This window comes from Methylobacterium sp. WSM2598, from assembly GCF_000379105.1.
Lineage (GTDB): Bacteria > Pseudomonadota > Alphaproteobacteria > Rhizobiales > Beijerinckiaceae > Methylobacterium.
Genome location: NZ_KB900609.1, coordinates 5,441,922 through 5,459,934 on the forward strand (window position 1 = coordinate 5,441,922; position 18,013 = coordinate 5,459,934).

Genomic DNA, 18,013 nt, shown 5'->3' on the forward strand with positions numbered 1-18,013 from the left:
GCGCGGCGCGGGGTCAGGCCGCCCGCAGCGTCTCCAGGAAGCGGCCGACCTCGTGGGACAGCTGCGCGGATTGCTGCGAGAGGGTGGAGGCCGAGGCGAGGACGCGGTTCGCCGCCTCGCCCGTCGCCTCGGCGGCGTGGGCGACCCCGGTGATGTTCGCGGTGACCTCGCCGGTGCCGGCAGCCGCCTGGGTCACGTTGCGCACGATCTCCTGGGTCGCCGCGCCCTGCTGCTCCACCGCGGCGGCGATCCCGGAGGCGACGCCGCTGATCTCCCGGATGCGCGAGGAGATCGCGTCGATGGCCGCCACGGCCTCGCCGGTCGAGGTCTGGATGCGGCCGATCTGCGATCCGATCTCGTCGGTGGCCTTGGCGGTCTGGTTGGCGAGTTCCTTGACCTCGGCGGCGACCACCGCGAAGCCGCGCCCGGCCTCGCCGGCCCGCGCCGCCTCGATCGTCGCGTTCAGCGCGAGAAGGTTGGTCTGGCCGGCGATCGTGGTGATCATCGCCACCACGTCGCCGATCCGCGCGGCGGCGGCGCTCAACTCCTGCACCAGGGCGGCGGATTGGCGGGATTCCTCGACGGCGCTGCGCGACAGGGTCGCCGAACTCTGCACTTGGCGGCCGATCTCCGCGATGGAGGAGCCGAGTTCCTCCGAGGCCGCCGCGACGGTGCCGACGTTGCTGGCCGCCTGCTGCGCGGCGCTCGCGGCCGCGATGATCCCGCTCATCGCGCTCTCGAAGCGCTCGGCCATGGTCCGCATCGTTGCGCGCCGCTGCTCCTCGGCCCCGGCCCTGGCCAGCGCGGTCTCCTCCTCGAGCGCCCGCGCCCGCTGCATCGTCTCCTTGAAGACCTGAACCGCCGCCGCCATCGCGCCGAGCTCGTCGCCGCGCCCGGTGAACGGCACCGCGACCTGCAGATCCCCCGTCGCGAGGGTGCCCAGGCAGGCGGAGAGGTCCCGCACCGGCCGGGCCACGAAGCGCGCCGAGAACACCGCCGAGCCGATGAGGACCAGGATGACGGTGCCGCCGACCGCCAGCCCGATCAGGTTCGCGGATTCCACCGTGGCGGCCGTGTTCAGGCGCGCCTCGGTGGCGAAGCGCTGGGCGTTCGTCACCGAGGCATTGCCGGCCTGCTCAAGCTTGAGGCCGACCCGCTGCCGCTCGGCAGCGAGCTGCGCGAGCCTGTTCGCGTCCAGGCGGCGCGACCCGTCCTCGAAGCGGATCGCGGCGGCGCTCGCCGCGGCGAGGTCGGCGAAGCTCGCGAGGCTGGTCTGGAGCTCGCGCAGCACGTCGGGCAGCAGCGCGATGCGGATCGGCTCGTCCAGGGCCGCGACCCCGGCGTTCCGGGATGCGCGGATCTGGTCGGTCGCTTGCGCCAGCTGGCCGGCCGTCTCGGCCGCCATGATGTCCTGGGCGGCGGACCGGATCTGGGCGTGCGACAGGCGCGCCTGCTGGATCCCGTCCAGGATGACCTGCTCGCGCCCCGCCGCGGCATTGGCCGCGGCGATGCGCTGGGCGCTGGCCCACTGGTTCGCCACGAGTCCCGAGACCAGCGTGATCCCGAGGGCGGCTGCCAACGATAGTTTCTTGCCGATCGATAGCTGCATGATTGCTGATCCCAAGCGCGCTGCGGCGGAGGCGTGGCTCGACGATTGGAGGCGCCGACGGAACTCGGCGAGGGGAGCCAACACCCGGCCGCGCTGACCCTGGGTCATGGGAGTGAAGAAAATCTTTCGCCAGATCGCCCGCGGAGGTAATCAAAGGAGCGCCCTGTCGTCCCGGGCGCAAGTCGTCGCGCGTCTCCGGCGTCGCGGCCGTCGTCGCGAGATCTGGCCTCGGCGAGGTCGGCCCGGCTCCTCAGCGTCGCATCATGCCCCGGGAGGGTATGAAACCCTGGATGGGACCGCGACGCGCGGCGCGCATCTTTCCTGCGATTGTGACCGCCCCGCGGTTGAACGCGTCGCACCGAGGTCAGCGCCGCGCGGGACCGGAGCGCGCGGCAAGGCGCGTGGGGCGAGGGTTTCGGCCCGGGATGCGGGCGTGGCGTCCCGACGCCGGGCCCGGGGCCCGGCGCAGTCCGAGCGCGGCCTCGCGCCCATCTCCGGTGACGGGTCTCGGTTCGGCCGGTGATGGGTCTCGGTCCGGCCCCGCGACCCGGCGGCCGAGCCCGCCCGCTCACCGCCCCCTGAAGAGCGGGTGCTCCACCTTGTCGCCCGCCCGGATCCCGAGCTTGGCGGCGGTGCCGGCGTTGAGTTCGAGCACGGCCAGGACCGGCCCTCCCGACGGGATCACCCGGGTCGAGAGCGGCTCGGTGTCGGCGGCGATGCGCGACACCGTCCCGTCCGCGCGGATGAACAGCATGTCGAGGGGCAGGTAGGTGTTCTTCATCCACATGGTGACGGGTGCCACCTGGGCGAAGTCGAACAGCATGCCGTGGTCCGGCGCCATGCTGCGGCGGAACATCAACCCCTGGGCGCGGCCCGCATCGTCGCGCATCACCTCGACCTGGAAGGCGTGGCGCCCGCCGCGCGAGACGATGGAGAGCGGTTCGGTCGGACCCTCCGCCCGCACGGGCGCGGCCAGGAGGGCGAGCACGAAGGCGAGGGCGGCGAGCGCCGCGGCGGCGCGGGGCCGCGTGAACCGGAGCGACATCGGCGGGAAGCTAGTGCGAGGCCGGCAGGCTGCCATCGGCGAGGCGCACCTCGGCGGCCATCAGACCCTTCGAGCCGTCGCCGTAGCGCACCATCACCCGCTCGCCGGGCTTCAATTCGGCGATGCCGTAGCGGCGCAGGGTCTCCATGTGGACGAAGATGTCCGGCGTGCCCTCGCCGCGGCTGAGGAAGCCGAAACCGCGCAGGCGGTTGAACCACTTCACGACCGCCGTCTCGAGCCCGCTCGTCGGCACCACGGTCACGTGGGTGCGCGGCATCGGCAGCTCGGCCGGGTGCGTGGCGGTCGACTGGTCGAGGGAGACCACCCGGAAGGCCTGCCAGCCGCGCGCCCGCTGCACCGCCTCCACGACGATGCGCGCGCCCTCGCTGGCGCTCTGGTGCCCGTCCCGCCGCAGGCAGGTCACGTGAAGCAGAACGTCGGGCGCGCCGCTGTCCGGCACGATGAAGCCGAAGCCCTTGGCGACGTCGAACCACTTGATGCGGCCGCTGATCTCGACGAGGTCCAGCGGCGCGTCCGCTTCGCCGTCCGCGGCGCGCTTGGCGCTGGCCTCGAACGTGCTCCCCGGCCTTGGGCCGAGCGGGCCTGAACCGACTTCGTCCGACATCGTAAGCAACCCACACCGAATCGCGCGCGGCGATTCACCCGGGAGCTTAACAAAGTCATGACTCCGGGGAAGCCCGAATCATCGCCTAATCCAGCCCGCCGCCGGGCGAAACGGGCCGAATCGGGCGCCATCCGCGCCGGCCCTGCATGGCGGGCGGGCAGAACGCGGCCCGGCTGGCCATCGCCCCCGCGCGCCGCGCGGGCCCCGCGGCGGAACCGCGCGCTCGTGTCGCAGGCGACGGCCCGCATGTCGCAGGGGTCGACCGCGGCCCGCGGCTCGTCTAGGAGCGCCGCGCCGAACGCAGCCGAGGCCCCCTTGCCCCGCTTCCCCGTCGCGGCCCTTCGCCGCCTTCTGGCCGCCCCGGCGGCGGGCCGCCTCGCCGTGATCGACGCGGCGCGCGGGGCGGCGCTCGCCGCGATGGCGCTCTACCACGCCACCTGGGACCTCGGCTTCCTGCGGCTGACGCCCGAGAACCTCGCGCTGACGCCGCCGGGCCGCGCGGCGGCGCACGCGATCGCCGGGAGCTTCCTGGTCCTCGCCGGCGTGAGCCTCGTCCTCGCCCAGGGCAAGGTCTTCCGGCCCGGCCCCTTCCTGGGGCGGCTCGCGCGCATCGGGGCGGCCGCCGCGGGGATCTCGCTCGCCACCCGGATCCTGTTCCCGGAGAGCTGGATCTTCTTCGGGGTCCTGCACTGCATCGCCCTGTCGAGCCTGCTCGCCCTGCCGGCCCTGCGCCTGCCGCCGTGGCTCGTCGCGGCCGCGTCGGCGGCGATCCTGGCCGCGCCGGCGCTCCTCGACGCCCCGGCGCTCGCCGCGCCGTGGGCCCTTCCCGCGCCGCTGCTCCTCGTCCTCGGCCTCGCCCCCGAGGTGCCGGCCACCAACGACTACGTGCCGATGATCCCCTGGTTCGGCTGCGTGCTCGCGGGCGTCGCCCTCGGGCGGATCGCCCGGCCCCGCCTCGCCGCGTCGCGCCTCGGGGCGTGGCGACCGGCCTCGCGGGGGGCGCGGCTGCTCGCCGGGGCGGGGCGGCGCAGCCTCGGGATCTACCTCCTGCACCAGCCGCTGCTGCTCGCCCTCCTGTCGGGCGTGGCGGCTCTGACCGGGCCGCATCCGCGGGCCGGCGAGGCGGGCTTCCGGCGCGACTACGCGCAGACCTGCGCGGTGGCGGGCGGCAGCCCCGCGCGCTGCCGGGCCGCGGCACGCTGCCTGCTCGGACGGCTGCGCGAGGACGGTCTGTGGCAGGCCGCCGGGCAGGGCGCCCTGTCCCCCGCGCAGCAGGCCCGGGCCGTGGCCCTGTCGCAATCCTGCTACGACGGGGCTGCCGAGTGACCCCGGCGGGTCAGTCCTTGGCGCGCTCCACGTAGGAACCGTCCGCGGTCATGATGACGACGCGGGTCCCCGTGGTGATGTGGGGCGGCACCAGGGTGCGCACGCCGTTCGAGAGCACGGCGGGCTTGTAGGACGAGGAGGCGGTCTGGCCCTTGGTGACCGGCTCGGTCTCGACGATCTCGAGGGTCACGCGCTGGGGCAGCTCGATGGCGAGCGGCACGCCGTTGTGCAGCGAGAGCATCACCGCCATGCCCTCCTGCAGGTAGGCGGCCTGATCGCCGATGACGTCGTCGGGGACCGCCACCTGCTCGTAGGATTCCGGGTTCATGAAGTGGGAGCCCTCGCCGTCCTTGTACAGGAAGGTGTGCTCCCGGTCCTCCACGAAGGCCCGCTCCACCTGCTCGGTGGTGCGGTAGCGCTCCGAGACCTTCACGCCGTCGGTGATGCGGCGCATGTCGAGCTGCGTGACCGGGGTGCCCTTGCCGGGATGGATGTTCTCGGCGGAGAGGATCACGTAGAGGCGGCCGTCCTTCTCGACGACGTTGCCTTTGCGAAGCGAGCTGGCGATCACCTTCACGGGTCGGGTCCTAACAGCGAGCGTTGACAGAGACGGTCGGCGTCCCGCAAGCCGCTGGCGAAAGCGGGAGCCCGAGCGCCCGCCCTATCGCATCTGACGCGCGACCGCCAGTCGCGACCGGTTCCGACCCGATGACCTCCGCCTCGCCCTGGTGGGCCCCCCACGTCCACGCCGACCGCCGGCCCCGCCTGCTGGCCCGCAACCGGATCAAGGCCGCCCTGCGCGCGTGGTTCGCGGAGCGCGGCTTCGTCGAGGTCGAGACCGCCGCCCTGCAGGTCTCTCCGGGCAACGAGACCCATCTCAGCGCCTTCGCCACCCGGGCGATCGGGCCGGACGGCCGCGGCCAGCCCCTCTACCTCCACACCTCGCCGGAATTCGCCTGCAAGAAGCTGCTGGCGGCCGGGGAGCGGCGGCTCGTCGTCTTCGCGCCGGTCTACCGGAACCGGGAGCGCGGCCCGCTGCACCATCCGGAATTCACCCTCGTCGAGTGGTACCGGGCGGGGGACGGCTGCGAGGCGCTGATGCGCGACTGCGCGGCGCTCCTCGCCCGGGCGGCCGAGGCGGCCGGGGCGGAGCGGCTGCGCTACCGCGACCGGGAGGCCGACCCCTTCGCGCAGCCCGAGCGCCTGACGGTCGCGGAGGCCTTCGCGCGCCATGCCGGGATCGACCTCCTCGCCACCGTGGCGCCGGACGGCGCCACCGACCGGGAGGGGCTGCGCGCCGCCGTGACCGCTTCCGGCATCCGCACCGCACCCGACGACACCTGGGCCGACCTGTTCAGCCGCGTCCTCGTCGAGCGGGTCGAGCCGCACCTCGGGCTCGGGAGGGCGACGATCCTGTGCGACTACCCGATCCCCGAGGCGGCGCTGGCCCGCCCGAGCCCGGCCGATCCGCGGGTCGCCGAGCGCTTCGAGCTCTATGCCTGCGGGGTCGAACTCGCCAACGGCTTCGGCGAACTCACCGACGCGGACGAGCAGCGCCGCCGCTTCGCCGCCGAGATGGACGAGAAGGAGCGCATCTACGGCGAGCGCTACCCGGTGGACGAGGACTTCCTCGCCGCCCTGGCGCGGATGCCGGAGGCGAGCGGCATCGCGCTCGGCTTCGACCGGCTGGTGATGCTCGCGACCGGCGCGCGCCGCATCGAGGAGGTGATCTGGACCCCCGTGGCGGAGCCCGGCCGGTGAGCCGTCGCACCCTGCGCGACCCCGCCTCCCTGGTCGAGGCCGGGCTGGTGCCGCGGGCCGCGCTCCCCGCCCTGGAGCGGGTCGCCTCCCGCTACGCGGTCGCGGTGACGCCCGCGATGGCGGACCTGATCGAGACGCCCGAGGACGGGATCGGCCGCCAGTTCCTGCCCCGGGCCGAGGAGCTCGACGCGGCGCCCGGCGAGCGGGCGGACCCGATCGGCGACGCGGCCCACGCGCCGCTCCCGGGCATCGTGCACCGCTACCCGGACCGGGTGCTGCTGAAGCCCTTGCACGTCTGCCCGGTCTATTGCCGCTTCTGCTTCCGGCGCGAGGTGGTCGGGCCCGACGGGATGGGGGCGCTGAGCGAGGCGCAGCTCGACGCGGCCCTCGCCTACGTGGCGGCCCGGCCGGAGATCTGGGAGGTGGTGGTCACCGGGGGCGACCCGTTCCTGCTCAGCCCCCGCCGCCTGGAGCGGATCGGCGCGGCCCTCGCCGCGACCGACCACGTCCGGGTGCTGCGCCTGCACACGCGGGTGCCGGCGGTGGAGCCGGAGCGCGTCGACGCCGCCCTGGTGGCGGCCCTCAAGCGCTTCGGCCGGGCGGTCTTCGTGGCGCTGCACGCCAACCATCCGGGCGAGTTCACGCCGGCCGCGCGCGCCGCGATCGCGCGGCTCGTCGATGCGGGCATCCCGCTCGTGTCGCAATCGGTGCTGCTGCGCGGCGTCAACGACGATCCCGAGACGCTGGCCGCGCTGATGCGGGCCTTCGTGGAGAACCGGGTCAAGCCCTACTACCTCCACCACGGCGACCTCGCGCCGGGCACGGGCCACTTCCGCACGAGCCTGCCCGCGGGGCAGGCGCTGATGCGCGGCCTGCGCGGGCGCGTCTCCGGCCTCTGCCAGCCGACCTACGTGCTCGACATCCCGGGCGGGCACGGCAAGGTGCCGGTGGGGCCCGCCTACCTGGAGCCGCGGCCGGGCGGCTTCACCGTGACCGATCCGGAGGGGCGCGCCCACGCCTATCCGCCCGAGGGAGACGAGCGATGCGCAGACTCTGGGGACGGCTGAGTTCGGTGAACGTGCAGAAGGCGGTCTGGGCGCTCGAGGAGCTCGGCCTCGCCTGCGAGCGGGTGGAGGCGGGCGGGGCCTTCGGGCGCGTCCGCGACCCCGACTACCTCGCCCTGAACCCGAACGGCCTCGTTCCCGTCCTCGAGGAGGACGGCTACGTGCTCTGGGAATCGAACGCGATCCTGCGCTACCTCGCCGAGGCGCACGGCCCCGCGGCGGCGGCGCGGGGCGGCGTCGCCCTGATGCCGGAGGAGGAGCGGGCGCGCGGCCACGTCCACCAGTGGCTCGACTGGCAGGCCACCACCTTCACGCCCGCCATGCGCGACGCCTTCTGGCAGACGGTCCGCCTGCCCGCCGAAGGGCGCGACCCGGACCTGATCGCCCGCTCGGTGGCGGCGGGCGAGGCGGCCGCGGCGATCCTCGACGCGCATCTCGCGGGCCGGCCCTTCGCGGTCGGGGACGCCTTCACGGCGGCCGACATCGCGCTCGGCTGCGCGGCCCATCGCTGGCTGCACCTCGCCGTCCCGCGCGAGCCCCGGCCGAACCTGCAGGCCTGGTATGCGCGGATCGCGGCCCGGCCGGCCGCCGCGAAGGTGCTGACCGTTCCGATCACCTGAGCGGCCGCCCGGCCGGCGGCGGCGGGCCTTCTGCGGCGCCCGCCCATCCGCTAAGCCCCTCGCCCCAGCCTGTTTCTCCCACCGGGACCGACGCCATGCCCCTCGACAAGACCCTCATCGACGCGCTGCAGGCCGTCACCACCGCGACCCTGACCACGGTGATGCTGAAGAAGGGCCTGCGCCGCTGCTGGATGAAGGGGCCGCAGCCGCGCTTCGCGGCGAATGCCCGCATCGTCGGCCCGGCCTTCACCCTGCGCTTCGTCCCCGCCCGCGAGGACCTCGCGACCCCCGAATCCTGGTCGAGCCCGACCTCGACCCGCGGCGCCATCGAGGCGATGCCGGAGGGCTGCATCGCGGTCGTGGACGCCATGGGCGTGACCGAGGCCGGCATCTTCGGCGACATCCTGGCGGCGCGGATGCACAAGCGCGGCGTCGCCGCCCTGGTCACGGACGGGGTGATGCGCGACGGCGAGGGCGTCGCCGGGACCGGGCTGCCGGTCTGGTGCGCGGGCGTCGCCGCCCCGGCCTCGGTGGCGGGCCTCACCTTCGTCGGCTGGAACCAGCCGATCGGCTGCGGCGGCGTCGCGGTCTTCCCCGACGACGTGATCGTGGCGGACGGGGACGGCGCCGTGGTGATCCCGGCCGCCATCGCCCAGGAGGTCGCCCTGGCGGCCGTCGAGCAGGAGCGGCTCGAACTCTGGATCATGCGCGAGGTCGAGAAGGGCCTGCCCCTGCCGGGCCTCTACCCGCCCAACGCCGAGACGCGGGCGCGCTACGAGGCCGAGACCGCCGCCAAGTAGCCGTCTCCGCCAAGTAGCCGTCTCCGCCAAGCACTCGCCTCCGCGCACTCGCCTCCGCGCGGTCAGCGCGGCAGGGAGAGGCGGTAGACCCCGCGAAACGCGTCCGGATCGGGAACCACGCGTCCCTTGCGCAGGATCGCGATCCGGCCCTCCTTCATGAGCCGCACCGCCTGACGGCGGACCGGCTGCATCAGGGGGGACCAGCCGTCCGGGTGCGGGCCGCCCAGCGCCCGGGCGACCTCCGAGGGGCAGATGGTCTTGTCCGGCCCGCGCTCCGCGACGAGGCGCAGCAGCGTCTCGGCGATGGCGGCCTCGTCAGGGTGCGGTGTCATCGGGCTCCTGCAGGGCGCGGCACGCCTCGGAGGCGAATTGGCGCTTCCACATCACGTAAACCACGGCGGCGGTCGTGGCGAACAGGATGTAGGGGCTGACGAACCAGCCGAGATAGGCCAGCGCGAAGAACCAGGCCCGCTGGCCGCGGTTGAAATGCGCCCCCGCCACCACGTTCATGGTGGCGGCCCGCTTGGCGGCGTGACGGATCGCGTCCGGGTCGCCGCCCCGCGGCGGCACCGCGCCGATCAGTATGGCCCCGTAGTTGAACAGCCGGTAGGCCCAGGCGAACTTGAAGAAGGCGTAGACGAAGATCACCGCCAGCCCCGCCACCTTGATCTCCCAGGTGGTCCGGGTGGTCTGCATGCCGAAGGGCAGGGTCGAGAACAGGGTCAGCACGTCGTCGGCCGAGCGCGTCAGGGTGAGGACGCTGCCGAGCGCGATCAGCGAGGTCGAGGCGAAGAAGGCGGTGCCGTTCTGCAGCGAGGCGTTGATGGTGGTGTCGACCACCCGGTTCTCGCGCAGTTCGAGCTGCTCGGTCCAGGCGTGGCGGTAGAGGTTCATCATCCGGTTGAGGCTGTTGCGCCCCCGCGAGAGCCGCTCCACCGCGACGCCGTAGCCGATCCAGGCGGCCGCGAAGGTCACCACCGCGGCGAGATCGAGGAGGGAGAAGTCGCCCACGCGGCGCCGGCCTCAGCCGTGCCGGATCGCGAAGCCCGAGGGCGCCGTCTCCGGCGAGGCCTCCACCGCCACCTCGGAGACGCGGGCCCCGGCCGGGCCCCGGCGCAGCGCCGCGACCATCCGCTCGACCGCCTCGGCCGGACCGGAGAGCAGGGCCTCCACGCTCCCGTCCGGGCAGTTGCGGACGTGGCCGCTGAGGCCGAGGCGCGTCGCCTCGTCCCGGGTCCAGGCCCGGAAGCCGACGCCCTGAACGCGGCCTCGGATCGCCGCCCGCACCGTTCTGTCCCCGCCCGCCATCGCCCGGCCCGCCTCTCCCACGCGCCGAGGTAGCACGCGGCCGGTCGGCTGGGAACGCGCGCCCTCCCTGGCGCGGGGGCGGGCTGGAGCGCCGGGCTTGATCCGGCGCCGCAGCGCCGGGCTTGATCCGGCGCCGCTAACCCTCTAAGCGGGCCGCGCCTTCCGCCCGGCTCGTGACGTCGTGGGCGGGCTTGCCGCAGGTGAGGGATATGGCGAAGGAAAAGTTTTCGCGGACGAAGCCGCACTGCAACATCGGGACGATCGGGCACGTTGACCACGGCAAGACGTCCCTGACGGCGGCGATCACGAAGGTGCTTGCGGAGGCGGGCGGGGCGACGTTCACGGCCTACGACCAGATCGACAAGGCGCCGGAGGAGAAGGCGCGGGGGATCACGATCTCGACGGCGCACGTGGAGTACGAGACGCCGAACCGTCACTACGCGCACGTGGACTGCCCCGGTCACGCGGACTACGTGAAGAACATGATCACCGGGGCGGCGCAGATGGACGGCGCGATCCTGGTGGTGTCGGCGGCGGACGGCCCGATGCCGCAGACGCGCGAGCACATCCTGCTGGCGCGGCAGGTCGGCGTTCCGGCGCTGGTGGTGTTCATGAACAAGGTCGACATGGTCGACGACCCGGAGCTTCTCGACCTTGTGGAGCTTGAGGTGCGGGAGCTTCTGTCGAAGTACGACTTCCCGGGCGACGACATCCCGATCACCAAGGGCTCGGCGCTGTGCGCGCTGGAGAACCGGGAGCCGAAGATCGGTCACGACGCGATCCTCGAGCTGATGAAGACGGTGGACGAGTACATCCCGCAGCCGGAGCGTCCGATCGACCTGCCGTTCCTGATGCCGATCGAGGACGTGTTCTCGATCTCGGGGCGCGGCACGGTGGTGACGGGCCGTGTCGAGCGCGGGATCATCAAGGTGGGCGAGGAGGTCGAGATCGTGGGGATCCGTCCGACCACCAAGACGACGGTGACGGGCGTGGAGATGTTCCGCAAGCTGCTGGACCAGGGTCAGGCCGGGGACAACGTCGGCGTGCTGCTTCGCGGGACCAAGCGGGAGGACGTCGAGCGCGGTCAGGTGGTGTGCAAGCCGGGCTCGGTGAAGCCGCACACGAAGTTCAAGGCGGAGGCGTACATCCTGACGAAGGAGGAGGGCGGGCGGCACACGCCGTTCTTCACGAACTACCGTCCGCAATTCTACTTCCGGACGACGGACGTGACCGGGGTGGTTCAGCTTCCCGAGGGCACCGAGATGGTGATGCCGGGCGACAACGTGACGATGGACGTGACGCTGATCGTGCCGGTGGCGATGGAGGAGAAGCTGCGCTTCGCCATCCGCGAGGGCGGCCGCACCGTCGGCGCCGGCGTCGTCGCCTCCATCTCCGAGTAGGCACTCCCCGATCGGCCCGGACGCCGTCCGGGCCCCCGGCCGCGAACGGGGCGGGCGCCACGCGCCCGCCCCGTTCGCGCATCCGCGTCCCGCCGCTCAGGCGGCGCGCACCGCGCCGCTCAGGCGGCGCGCACCGAGGCGAGGAACCGCGCCACCTCGGCGTCGAGCTGCTGCGACTGCCGGGACAGGCTCGACGCCGCGTCGAGCACCTGGCCGGCCGCGGCACCCGTCCGCTCCGCCGCCCGCGCGACGCTGCCGACATGCGAGGTGACCTCCCCGGTGCCGCTCGCCGCCTCGGCCACGTTGCGGGCGATCTCCTGGGTGGTCGCGCCCTGCTCCTCGACCGAGGCGGCGATCCCCATCGCCACGGTGCGGATTTCCTGGATCCGTCGCACGATCCCGCCGATGGCGCCGACTGCCTGATTGGTCGAGGTCTGGATCGCGCCGATCTGCCCGGAGATCCCCTCCGTGGCCCTGGCGGTCTGGTTGGCGAGCTCCTTGACCTCGGCGGCGACCACCGCGAATCCCCGGCCCGCCTCGCCGGCCCGGGCGGCCTCGATCGTGGCGTTGAGGGCCAGCAGGTTGGTCTGGCCCGCGATGGTCGAGATCAGGCTCACCACGTCGCCGATCTGCGAAGCGGCCCGGCTCAGGTCCTGCACCATCGTCGCCGTCTGGTCGGCCTCGGCGGCCGCCGCCTGGGCGAGTTCGGCCGCGCCGTCGACCTGCCGGCCGATCTCCTGCACCGAACTGCCGAGCTCCTCGGCCGCGGCCGCCACGGTGCGGACGTTCGAGGACGCTTCCTCGGCCGCGGCGGCGGCGCTCGTCGACTGGCTCGCGGTCTCGCCCGCGGTCACGCTCATGGTCCGGGCGGTGGCCTGCAGCTCCGCCGCGGCCGTGGTCACGGAGGCGACGATGCCTCCCACCACCGCCTCGAAGCCGGCGGCCATCTCGCGCATGCCCGCGCGGCGCTGGTCCTCGGCCTCGGCCCGGGCCCGGGCGGTCTGGGCCTCCAGTTCGGCGGCCCGGATCATGCCGTCCCTGAACACCTGGACGGCGCGGCTCATCTCGCCGATCTCGTCCCGGCGGTCGAGGCCCGCGATCTCCGTCGCGGTGTCGCCGGCGGCGAGCCGATGCATCGTCGCCGTCATCCGGCCGAGGGGGCGGCTGACCGCGAGGATCATCATCGCGGCCGCGCCCGCCGCCATCAGGGCAGCCACCATGATGAAGCCCATGAGCTGGATCTGGGCGTTGTCGAAGGTGCTGGTCATGGCGTCGCCGCTGGCCGCCGCGGAGGCGGTGTTGAGTTCGACGAGCTTCACCAGAGTCGCGATGACGGCCCGGATCGCGTCGGACATCCGGCCATTGTAGAGTTCCATCGCCGCGGCCGCGTCGCCCCGTTCGAGGGTCGCCACGGCTTCCGCCTGAAGGTCGAGATAGGCCTTCCATTGCCGGGTGTAGGTGTCGAAGAGGCTCGCCGCCTCGGCCAGGGCGAGGCGGCGGAACTTCTCCTCCGCCGCGGCGAGTTCCCGGTAGCGCTGCTGCATCGATGTGGCCGCGTCGCGCTGCTGCTCCGGCGTCCTCGCGGAGAGCAGGCGGCTTCCGTTGATGCGCACGCGCAAGGCCTGCGCCTGGACCTGGCCGAGCGCCTGGGTCGCCTGGAGAACGTTGAGGCGGAGATCCGACGCCGCCTCATTCAGCACGCTCATCTGATGGTTGGCGAGCCAGGCCGTCGCGATCGTCAGGAGAAGCATGGTTGACGCACAAATGATCATCTTTATTCGAATCGAGATCTGATTCAGCATGATAATCCTCGGAATGGCCATGTATTCAGGTAGGGAGATTCCCCGGCGCGATCATATCACTGCGTCAGATAGAGTTAAAAAATTGTGAACCAAAGACGATCCAATAAGGAATTCTTCGACGGCGGCCGTGGAGGCGGCGATCCCGCGGCTGTCCGGGCGCGCGACTATGCTGGCGCCCAGCGCTGGGACGTAACGTCATTCAGCCCGCCGCGTCGTCCAGGCCTCGTTGAGAGATGATGGAAGGCCATCTCTGACCTGGGAGATCACCTTGCGGCACTCGCCCTGTATCGTGTCCTGTCCTGGACAGGAGCCGTCGTCACGCACCGGACGCGCGGCGATCCCTTCGGGAGCTTGGAATGGATACTCGGCAAACCACTGCGGTCGGCAGAATCGGCGTGTTTCAGTCGATCACGTTCAGGATGGTCGCCGTCTCGGGGGCCTGCGTGATCGTCGTGTCCGGCCTCCTCCTCGGGCTCGGCGCCTCCTCGTCGCTGGGCAACGGCGCCTTCGCCACCGACGCGGTCGAGCGCATCCTCGACGCCAAGGCCAAGGAGAACCTGCGGGCGGTGGCCGGCAATCAGGCGGCCGTGATCCAGACCAAGGTCGATTTCGCCTTCGCGGCCGCGCGCAACGGCGCGGGGGCCCTGCGCGGGGGCCCTGGAGGTGATCGCGTCCGGGAAGGCGAGCGCGTCGCACCCGGAGGTGCGGCGCGGCCAGCTGAGCGAGATCCTGCTCAGCACCCTGAAGCGCAATCCCGAATTCAACGGAACCTACAGCGCCTGGGAGCCCGACGCGCTCGACGGCAGCGACGCGCGCTTCGCCGGCCGGCGCGACGCCGGATCCGACCAGAGCGGCCGCGCGCTGCCCTACTGGACCCGCAACGCGGAGGGCCGATCGCGCTCCAGCCCCTCGTCGAGTACGACAGCCGCGACCTGCACCCGAACGGCGTCATGAGGGGGGGCTGGTACGTCGGCCCGAAGGAGACCGCGCGCCAGCGCATGCTGGCGGAGATGGCCGACGGCTTCGAGCGGGCGGTCGGCGGCGTGGTCGGCGTCGTGTCCTCCTCGGCCGGCGCACTCCAGGACACCGCGCGCGGGATGACGTCGAGCGCGGCCGAGACGGCGAGCCAGGCCGCCGCCGTGGCGGCGGCGGCCGAGCAGGCGGCCTCGAACGTCAATACCGTGGCGGCCGCGGCCGAGGAGCTCGGCGCCTCGGTGCGGGAGATCGGCCGGCAGGTACAGGGCTCGGCCGGGCTCGCCCGCACGGCGGTGCGGCGGGCGGACGAGACCGCCGGGCTCGTCGGCGCCCTGAGCCAGGCCGCGTCCCGGATCGGCGACGTGGTCGGCCTGATCTCAACCATCGCGGGCCAGACCAACCTTCTCGCCCTCAACGCCACGATCGAGGCCGCCCGGGCCGGCGAGGCCGGGCGCGGCTTCGCGGTGGTCGCCGCCGAGGTCAAGGAACTCGCCAACCAGACCGCCCGGGCCACCGACGAGATCTCGTCCCAGATCGCGGAGGTCCAGGGCGTGACCGGCCAGGCGGTCTCGGCCATCGGCGCCATCACGGCGCAGATCCGCGAGATCAGCGACGTCGCCGCGGCGATCGCCGCCGCGGTGGAGCAGCAGGAGGCGGCGACCCAGGAGATCGTGCGCAACGTGACCCAGGCGGCCGCCGGCACCGGCGAGGTGACGCGCAACATCTCCGGGGTGGCGAGCACGGCCGAGGGGGCCGGCCGGGTGGCCGCCCAGGTGCTGGCCTCGTCCTCCGACCTGTCGCGGCAATCCGAGCGGCTGAATGCGGAGGTGGCGCGCTTCGTCGAGACCGTGCGCGCGGCCTGATCCGCTGTCGGGACGATCACGTCCGGACAGCGGATGCCAAGCCCGCGCGCCGCCCGGCGGCGCGCCCCGTGGCCGGATCACGGGGGACATTTCCCTTGCATCCGGCGCCTTGTTGCGGCATGGAGCGGGCGCGCCGCGGCGCTGCAGGAGTGTAGCTCAACTGGTCAGAGCACCGGTCTCCAAAACCGGGGGTTGGGGGTTCGAGTCCCTCCACTCCTGCCAGGGGCCGCTCCGGACGACATCACCTTGGCGGCCGGATCACCTTTGCGGCCAAGCTCGTGGCGTGACGTCGCGGCCCACAGGCCCATCGACAAGCCCGCGCAACTGCGCTAGAGGCATCGCCCATCCCAGATCGAACAGACGGGCGGCGCGGGCTTGGGGGTTTGTCCAGGCCCCGCGCCCCTGTTGGTTTCGAGCGGCGACGGCTGTCGGATCATGGCATCGAACGAAGCGACCAAGAAAGTGGACCTCGGGCGCAATGCGACCCGCGGCACGCCCGTGCCCCGCGGCGCCGGGCCGACGCCGCCTCCGGTGCGGCCGGCGCCCAAGCGCGTCGGGCCCTTCGAGTTCCTGCAGCAGGTCCGCGACGAGGGCCGGAAGGTCACCTGGCCGACCCGCAAGGAGACCCTGATCACCACCCTGATGGTCTTCGTCATGGTGGTGCTGGCGAGCCTGTTCTTCGTCGTCGTCGATCAGGTGCTGCGCTACCTCGTCACCCTGGTCCTGGGCATTGGAGCCTGAGGCCCGAGAACGGGGCCCGAGGAGAGAGACGCCGTGTCCAAGCGTTGGTACATCGTCCACGCCTATTCGAATTTCGAGAACAAGGTCGCGCAGTCGATCAAGGACCAGGCTGCCCAGCGCGGCCTGCTCGACAAATTCGATGAGGTGATGGTGCCGACCGAGAAGGTCGTGGAGGTGCGCCGCGGCCGCAAGGTCGACGCCGAGCGCAAGTTCTTTCCGGGCTACGTGCTGGTGAAGTGCGACCTGACCGACGAGGTCTACCACCTCATCAAGAACACCCCGAAGGTCACGGGTTTCCTCGGGGCCGACAAGTCGAAGCCGGTGCCGATCCCCGACGCCGAGGCCGAGCGCATCAAGGGACAGGTCCAGGAGGGCACCGAGCGCCCCAAGGCCTCGATCTCCTTCGAGGTCGGCGAGTCGGTGCGCGTGGCGGACGGCCCCTTCGCCTCCTTCAACGGCGTCGTCGAGGAAGTCGACGAGAGCCGCTCCCGCCTCAAGGTGGCGGTCTCCATCTTCGGCCGGGCGACCCCGGTCGAGCTCGAATACGGTCAGGTCGAGAAGGTCTGACCGTTCCGCGAAGGGCGAACGGGCAAGAGCGATTGGGGCGTCGCGCCGGCGGCATGTGTCCGCCGGCACGAGGACCCTTCGCCACGCGCCGCTCGCCCCTCGCCTCACCCGCGGGAGGCCCGCCCGGTTCGCCGCCGGGGCATCCGGGCCGCACCGCGACCTGCAACCGCCTCGTCGAGCCCCTGAGGGCGCGAGGCACAGAACGGGAGCAGTCCCATGGCGAAGAAGATCACGGGCTACGTGAAGCTTCAGGTGCCGGCCGGCGCCGCCAATCCGTCCCCGCCGATCGGCCCCGCGCTCGGTCAGCGCGGCCTCAACATCATGGAATTCTGCAAGGCCTTCAACGCGAAGACCGCGCAGATCGAGAAGGGCACCCCGATCCCGGTGATCATCACCGCGTATCAGGACCGCTCCTTCACCTTCGAGATGAAGCAGCCGCCGGTCTCGTTCTTCCTCAAGAAGGCGGCCGGCATGAAGATCGGCAAGAAGCCGGCCTCCGGCTCGAAGACCCCCGGCAAGGGCGCGCCCGCCGGCCGGATCTCCGAGGCGCAGATCCGCGAGATCGCCGAGAAGAAGATGCCCGACCTGAACTGCGATTCGGTCGATTCCGCCGTCGCCATGATCCGCGGCTCCGCCCGGGCCATGGGTCTCGAGATCACCGGCTAAGGGGAGGGACGCATGGCACGTGAAGGCAAGCGCATCCGCGCCGCGCGCGAGGGCATCGACCCGACCAAGGTCTACTCCCTCACCGACGCGGTGAAGATGATCAAGGACCGCTCGAAGGCCAAGTTCGACGAGACCTTCGAGATCTCGATGAATCTCGGCGTCGATCCGCGCCACGCCGACCAGATGGTGCGCGGCGTCTGCAACCTGCCGAACGGGTCGGGCCGCACGGTCCGCGTGGCGGTCTTCGCCCGCGGCGCCAAGGCGGACGAGGCCCGCGCGGCCGGCGCCGACATCGTGGGCGCCGAGGATCTGCTGGAGACGATCCAGGGCGGCACGATCGACTTCGACCGCTGCATCGCGACCCCCGACATGATGCCGCTCGTCGGCCGTCTCGGTAAGGTGCTGGGCCCGCGCGGCCTGATGCCGAACCCGAAGGTCGGCACCGTCACCATGGACGTGAAGGGCGCGGTCGGCGCCGCCAAGGGCGGCGCGGTCGAGTTCCGCGTCGAGAAGGCCGGCATCGTGCATGCCGGGATCGGCAAGGTGTCGTTCGACGACCAGAAGATCGTCGAGAACGCCCGCGCCTTCGCGGACGCGGTGGCGCGCGCCAAGCCGACGGGCGCCAAGGGCACCTACATCCAGCGCATCGCCGTCTCCTCGACGATGGGCCCGGGCATCAAGGTCGACCCGGCGAGCGTGCTCGCCGCGCAATCGGCCTGATCCCTCCGCTCCGGCGAGATCCGAGCGCCCGGCCTCGCGGCCGGGCGTTTCTTTTCGGGCGCGGCCGCGGGCCGGCGCATCCGCGCCGCTCCCCCGCGTGCCTCGGCGCGGCGCCTGGCCG

19 protein-coding genes, 1 tRNA gene and 1 pseudogene are annotated in these 18,013 nt (G+C 72.6%); 13 read left to right on the forward strand and 8 right to left on the reverse strand.

From position 1 onward, the window contains the following. Positions 1-13: 13 nt before the first annotated feature. From MET2598_RS0125630 to MET2598_RS0125640, 3 genes are all read right to left on the reverse strand, one after another. Complete coding sequence (locus MET2598_RS0125630) at positions 14-1,609, reverse strand: methyl-accepting chemotaxis protein (protein WP_018262830.1); 1,596 nt, start codon at positions 1,607-1,609, stop codon at positions 14-16. A 568-nt stretch (positions 1,610-2,177) separates the two neighbouring features. Further along, complete coding sequence (locus MET2598_RS0125635; RefSeq protein WP_018262831.1) at positions 2,178-2,654, reverse strand: DUF192 domain-containing protein; 477 nt, start codon at positions 2,652-2,654, stop codon at positions 2,178-2,180. Between the two features lie 10 nt (positions 2,655-2,664). Then, positions 2,665-3,279: a cold-shock protein gene (locus MET2598_RS0125640; protein WP_012330368.1), complete on the reverse strand. Its 615-nt coding sequence runs from the start codon at positions 3,277-3,279 to the stop codon at positions 2,665-2,667. Between the two features lie 315 nt (positions 3,280-3,594). Here MET2598_RS0125640 and MET2598_RS0125645 point away from each other — a divergent pair, with 315 nt between their 5' ends. Beyond that, positions 3,595-4,605, forward strand: coding sequence for a heparan-alpha-glucosaminide N-acetyltransferase domain-containing protein (locus tag MET2598_RS0125645; RefSeq protein ID WP_018262832.1), 1,011 nt, complete (start codon positions 3,595-3,597; stop codon positions 4,603-4,605). Positions 4,606-4,615: 10 nt separating this feature from the next. Here MET2598_RS0125645 and efp read toward each other — a convergent pair whose 3' ends face one another. Then, complete coding sequence (efp, locus tag MET2598_RS0125650; RefSeq protein WP_012330366.1) at positions 4,616-5,182, reverse strand: elongation factor P; 567 nt, start codon at positions 5,180-5,182, stop codon at positions 4,616-4,618. Between the two features lie 131 nt (positions 5,183-5,313). Here efp and epmA point away from each other — a divergent pair, with 131 nt between their 5' ends. From epmA to MET2598_RS0125670, 4 genes are all read left to right on the forward strand, one after another. Further along, positions 5,314-6,366, forward strand: a complete 1,053-nt coding sequence (epmA, locus tag MET2598_RS0125655) for an EF-P lysine aminoacylase EpmA (RefSeq protein ID WP_018262833.1) — start codon at positions 5,314-5,316, stop codon at positions 6,364-6,366. Then, the gene (locus tag MET2598_RS0125660) at positions 6,363-7,433 is read left to right on the forward strand and encodes a lysine-2,3-aminomutase-like protein (protein ID WP_018262834.1); all 1,071 of its coding nucleotides are present in this window, start codon (positions 6,363-6,365) and stop codon (positions 7,431-7,433) included. The genes epmA and MET2598_RS0125660 overlap by 4 nt, the downstream gene beginning before the upstream one ends. After that, positions 7,409-8,050, forward strand: a complete 642-nt coding sequence (locus tag MET2598_RS0125665) for a glutathione S-transferase family protein (protein ID WP_018262835.1) — start codon at positions 7,409-7,411, stop codon at positions 8,048-8,050. The genes MET2598_RS0125660 and MET2598_RS0125665 overlap by 25 nt, the downstream gene beginning before the upstream one ends. A 95-nt stretch (positions 8,051-8,145) precedes the next feature. Further along, positions 8,146-8,850: a ribonuclease activity regulator RraA gene (locus tag MET2598_RS0125670; RefSeq protein ID WP_012330362.1), complete on the forward strand. Its 705-nt coding sequence runs from the start codon at positions 8,146-8,148 to the stop codon at positions 8,848-8,850. A 62-nt stretch (positions 8,851-8,912) separates the two neighbouring features. On the opposite strand, the gene MET2598_RS0125675 is transcribed toward MET2598_RS0125670, so the two are convergent. Genes MET2598_RS0125675 through MET2598_RS0125685 form a run of 3 tightly spaced genes read right to left on the reverse strand, consistent with a single transcriptional unit; the run spans position 8,913 to position 10,158 of the window. Continuing rightward, positions 8,913-9,182, reverse strand: coding sequence for a DUF3253 domain-containing protein (locus tag MET2598_RS0125675; RefSeq protein WP_012330361.1), 270 nt, complete (start codon positions 9,180-9,182; stop codon positions 8,913-8,915). After that, positions 9,166-9,861, reverse strand: coding sequence for a DUF599 domain-containing protein (locus tag MET2598_RS0125680; RefSeq protein ID WP_018262836.1), 696 nt, complete (start codon positions 9,859-9,861; stop codon positions 9,166-9,168). The genes MET2598_RS0125675 and MET2598_RS0125680 overlap by 17 nt, the downstream gene beginning before the upstream one ends. A gap of 12 nt (positions 9,862-9,873) precedes the next feature. Continuing rightward, a complete protein-coding gene (locus MET2598_RS0125685; protein ID WP_018262837.1) occupies positions 9,874-10,158 on the reverse strand; it encodes an acylphosphatase in 285 nt (94 codons plus the stop codon). Positions 10,159-10,367: 209 nt separating this feature from the next. Between MET2598_RS0125685 and tuf the strand changes: the two genes are divergently transcribed. Next, complete coding sequence (gene tuf, locus MET2598_RS0125690) at positions 10,368-11,558, forward strand: elongation factor Tu (protein WP_012330344.1); 1,191 nt, start codon at positions 10,368-10,370, stop codon at positions 11,556-11,558. Positions 11,559-11,677: 119 nt separating this feature from the next. Here tuf and MET2598_RS0125695 read toward each other — a convergent pair whose 3' ends face one another. After that, positions 11,678-13,360: a methyl-accepting chemotaxis protein gene (locus tag MET2598_RS0125695; RefSeq protein WP_026190946.1), complete on the reverse strand. Its 1,683-nt coding sequence runs from the start codon at positions 13,358-13,360 to the stop codon at positions 11,678-11,680. A 663-nt stretch (positions 13,361-14,023) separates the two neighbouring features. On the opposite strand from MET2598_RS0125695, the gene MET2598_RS43075 reads away from it, so the two are divergent. The 7 genes and pseudogenes from MET2598_RS43075 to rplA all read left to right on the forward strand — a co-directional run bounded on the left by MET2598_RS43075 (position 14,024) and on the right by rplA (position 17,892). Continuing rightward, the gene (locus tag MET2598_RS43075; RefSeq protein WP_036270533.1) at positions 14,024-14,314 is read left to right on the forward strand and encodes a hypothetical protein; all 291 of its coding nucleotides are present in this window, start codon (positions 14,024-14,026) and stop codon (positions 14,312-14,314) included. Between the two features lie 50 nt (positions 14,315-14,364). Further along, positions 14,365-15,198, forward strand: a pseudogene (locus MET2598_RS43080) (methyl-accepting chemotaxis protein); the annotation flags it as partial. A 145-nt stretch (positions 15,199-15,343) separates the two neighbouring features. Then, positions 15,344-15,420 (forward strand) — tRNA-Trp (locus tag MET2598_RS0125705). 213 nt (positions 15,421-15,633) lie between these two features. Then, positions 15,634-15,939 (forward strand): preprotein translocase subunit SecE, encoded by a 306-nt coding sequence (gene secE, locus MET2598_RS0125710; protein WP_012330357.1) that lies wholly within the window; start codon positions 15,634-15,636, stop codon positions 15,937-15,939. Positions 15,940-15,972: 33 nt separating this feature from the next. Then, a complete protein-coding gene (nusG, locus tag MET2598_RS0125715; protein WP_012330356.1) occupies positions 15,973-16,506 on the forward strand; it encodes a transcription termination/antitermination protein NusG in 534 nt (177 codons plus the stop codon). Positions 16,507-16,722: 216 nt separating this feature from the next. Further along, a complete protein-coding gene (gene rplK / locus MET2598_RS0125720; protein ID WP_012330355.1) occupies positions 16,723-17,172 on the forward strand; it encodes a 50S ribosomal protein L11 in 450 nt (149 codons plus the stop codon). 12 nt (positions 17,173-17,184) lie between these two features. Next, entirely contained in the window at positions 17,185-17,892 is a 708-nt protein-coding gene (rplA, locus tag MET2598_RS0125725; protein WP_012330354.1) for a 50S ribosomal protein L1, read from the forward strand. Positions 17,893-18,013: the final 121 nt, after the last annotated feature.

Coding starts and splice junctions, on each gene's coding strand:
- MET2598_RS0125685 (WP_018262837.1), bottom strand. CDS start 10,158: ATGGCGGGCGGGGACAGAACGGTGCGGGCGGCGATCCGAGGCCGCGTT.
- tuf (WP_012330344.1), top strand. CDS start 10,368: ATGGCGAAGGAAAAGTTTTCGCGGACGAAGCCGCACTGCAACATCGGG.
- MET2598_RS0125670 (WP_012330362.1), top strand. CDS start 8,146: ATGCCCCTCGACAAGACCCTCATCGACGCGCTGCAGGCCGTCACCACC.
- MET2598_RS0125675 (WP_012330361.1), bottom strand. CDS start 9,182: ATGACACCGCACCCTGACGAGGCCGCCATCGCCGAGACGCTGCTGCGC.
- MET2598_RS0125665 (WP_018262835.1), top strand. CDS start 7,409: ATGCGCAGACTCTGGGGACGGCTGAGTTCGGTGAACGTGCAGAAGGCG.
- MET2598_RS0125695 (WP_026190946.1), bottom strand. CDS start 13,360: ATGCTGAATCAGATCTCGATTCGAATAAAGATGATCATTTGTGCGTCA.
- secE (WP_012330357.1), top strand. CDS start 15,634: ATGGCATCGAACGAAGCGACCAAGAAAGTGGACCTCGGGCGCAATGCG.
- MET2598_RS0125630 (WP_018262830.1), bottom strand. CDS start 1,609: ATGCAGCTATCGATCGGCAAGAAACTATCGTTGGCAGCCGCCCTCGGG.
- MET2598_RS0125635 (WP_018262831.1), bottom strand. CDS start 2,654: ATGTCGCTCCGGTTCACGCGGCCCCGCGCCGCCGCGGCGCTCGCCGCC.
- epmA (WP_018262833.1), top strand. CDS start 5,314: ATGACCTCCGCCTCGCCCTGGTGGGCCCCCCACGTCCACGCCGACCGC.
- rplK (WP_012330355.1), top strand. CDS start 16,723: ATGGCGAAGAAGATCACGGGCTACGTGAAGCTTCAGGTGCCGGCCGGC.
- MET2598_RS0125640 (WP_012330368.1), bottom strand. CDS start 3,279: ATGTCGGACGAAGTCGGTTCAGGCCCGCTCGGCCCAAGGCCGGGGAGC.
- rplA (WP_012330354.1), top strand. CDS start 17,185: ATGGCACGTGAAGGCAAGCGCATCCGCGCCGCGCGCGAGGGCATCGAC.